The organism is Vibrio sp. OPT18 (assembly GCF_015163615.1).
Lineage (GTDB): Bacteria > Pseudomonadota > Gammaproteobacteria > Enterobacterales > Vibrionaceae > Vibrio > Vibrio coralliirubri.
In genome coordinates this window covers 6460-8905 of the sequence record NZ_JADDYK010000062.1, presented here as the reverse complement: position 1 = coordinate 8905, position 2446 = coordinate 6460, and the positions used below count along the sequence as shown (strand labels likewise).

2 protein-coding genes are annotated in these 2446 nt (G+C 40.0%); one reads left to right on the top strand and one right to left on the bottom strand.

Annotated elements, in window-relative coordinates; all coding sequences use genetic code 11:
- Positions 1–234 precede the first annotated feature (234 nt).
- On the top strand, positions 235–1401 hold the full coding sequence (locus tag IQQ51_RS17100) for a sensor histidine kinase (RefSeq protein WP_193841639.1): 1167 nt from the start codon (positions 235–237) through the stop codon (positions 1399–1401).
- A gap of 87 nt (positions 1402–1488) precedes the next feature.
- Here IQQ51_RS17100 and IQQ51_RS17095 read toward each other — a convergent pair whose 3' ends face one another.
- A complete protein-coding gene (locus IQQ51_RS17095; RefSeq protein WP_048614887.1) occupies positions 1489–2334 on the bottom strand; it encodes an EAL domain-containing protein in 846 nt (281 codons plus the stop codon).
- Between the last annotated feature and the right edge of the window lie 112 nt (positions 2335–2446).

Sequence of the window (2446 nt, the reverse complement as noted above, 5' to 3'; positions counted from 1 at the left end):
TAAACAAAGTCATAGGACTAGGTATGCCCGTTAGAAGCTAACGGCTAGTCAAATATGGCATCGTTGATCTTCAAGCTGATTTGATCAACAACGCCTCTAGAGCACATAGTAAAATCTGCAGAGACTGAATTTAAATTTGAGCTAGCAATTGCCGTTCATCCAGCAAAACCAGAGCTATTGACTCTATTCAATAAGCTAATCAAAGATCTGGGTGAGAATGAAATAAATAAGATAATGGATAAGTGGACCAAGATTAAGGTTGTACACCGTACGGACTGGAGCTCGATATTTTATTGGATATTTGGCCTGAGTCTAGTTGGCGTTGTTTTTATCACGACGATCTTGACCATCAATAAAGCGAAGACAATTAAGTTGTTGTCTAAAAATGATGAACGTCTTAATAATGCACAGCGTGTTGCAAGGGTTGGTAGCTGGGAATTAAATGCAGATCGACAACTAGAGCAAATTTCACCTCAAATTCGAGTGCTACTTGGATTGGCGAAAGGAATACCGTTAACACAAGACGATTACACCAGATATATCTATCCAGATGATAGGGAAGAAGTAAAAAATAGTTGGAAGCTGGCGTTGAAAACGGGCATTTTCCAACATGAATATCGTATTGTTGTCGATGATGAACAGAAGTGGGTCAGAGAAGTCGCTGAGCTGACTTTAGGTAAAGATGGTAAGTTAATGTCGGCTCGAGGTACTGTTCAGGATATTACTGAACAAAAATTGGTCGAGCTACAAGTTCAGCAGAACGAAACCGAGCTCAGAAATCTCACATCGAAGCTATTGTATGTACAAGAAGAAGAAAGAAGACGTGTAGCACGTGAGTTACACGATGATTTGAGCCAGCGATTGGCGGTGCTGTCAATTTCAATCGCTACGCTTGAGTTGGACGAATCGCTTCTTCCTGCCAAAGAGCGTCTTGGATCAGTAAAAAGAGACATAGTTTCGGTGGCCAATGATATTCATGGTTTATCGAGAAGGTTACACCCTTCAATACTGGATGATTTAGGCTTAATAGATGCATTGCAATCAGAAATTGGCAGCTATGCCGATAGGGAGATGATTGCGGTTCACTTTGAGACAACGTCAACCAAACTTGACCTCGACAAAGCGTCTGAGCTTGGGTTATTCAGAATAACCCAAGAAGCATTACGGAACATCGCTAAATATTCAGAGGCGACGAAAGTACTTGTCACTCTTAATGTAATTAACCAGAACCTAGTTTTCAAAATTATGGATGACGGTATTGGGTTTGATGTTGCTGAAGCGATGAAGTCACCTGGACTTGGACTACAAAGTATGACCGAAAGAGCACGGTTAATAAATGCTAAATTCGACATTGAATCCAATGATGAAGGCACCACCATTACTGTAGAGCTTCCTTTATAAAAGATGGGTTAAGAGTAGTTGTTTCTGTTCAAATCAAGAGCTGCCTTTCAGCGGCTCTTTTTATGTATACAAGTTTATTGATTTCGTTTAAGAAGCCTGTTGGAACTTGGATGACAGTTCAATAATCTCTAAGGAGGTGAGTTGTTGCGAGAGTTCTTCCCCTTGAATGTAGTCAATACCATGCTTTCGTAATATATCGCTTTGATAGCTGTATTTAATCCCATCAGCTACCACTTTTAAATTGAGCCTTTTTGCCAAAGAAATTAATGTAAGAAGAATTTCTTTGCTCTTGTGTGAGTAGCTGATTTTGTCGATTATAGAACTATCGATCTTAACTTCTGTAAACTTGGCAATGCCTAGAAGTGTCACACTTGCGGACTCTCCTCCAAATTGTCCCAAAGACAATTTAATGCCTAACAAGTTTAAGATCGCCAGTGAAGCGACGAGTTTGTCCTCTTCATAACGAGAACGACAGGGCAAAACATTCAAAGTGAGTCTCTTTGATGATATACGATAGTGTTCCAAAAGGTTGCTAACAACCTGAGGAAATGCAGCCTCGCAGATCTGTTTTGCAGATACATTAACAACCAGATCCAGTTCTAGTCCCATCTTGCCCCATAATGAACAATCGTGAAGAGATTGTTTTAGAGAGAACATAGTCATTCTTTCTACCACTTGATCTGTGTAGTGTAAGCTTGGGTCGCAGGGTCTAGTAGAGTTGTCGATGACACTTTTCAGCCAAACTTGTGGCTCAACACCCACTACGCGTTTTGTGCGTATACAGAATTTAGGTTTGTACTGAACAATAAAGCGGACGTCAGTTTGTATTGGTTGTGGTTGTTTACCTTGAATCATATTTGATGAAAAATGAGCCGGCTTAAATGCAGTAGTGCCAGTTTGATTTTGTTTTGTGTATAAATTGTTTGAAGTCATATCACAGTCTCATTTTTGGTTTGTTCAGCTATTATCTATGCGCGCGTCCACTCAAAACACTGCGAATTTTACTAGTCCCTGAAGCAATAAGTACTAGTTTGCTCAAGCCTAA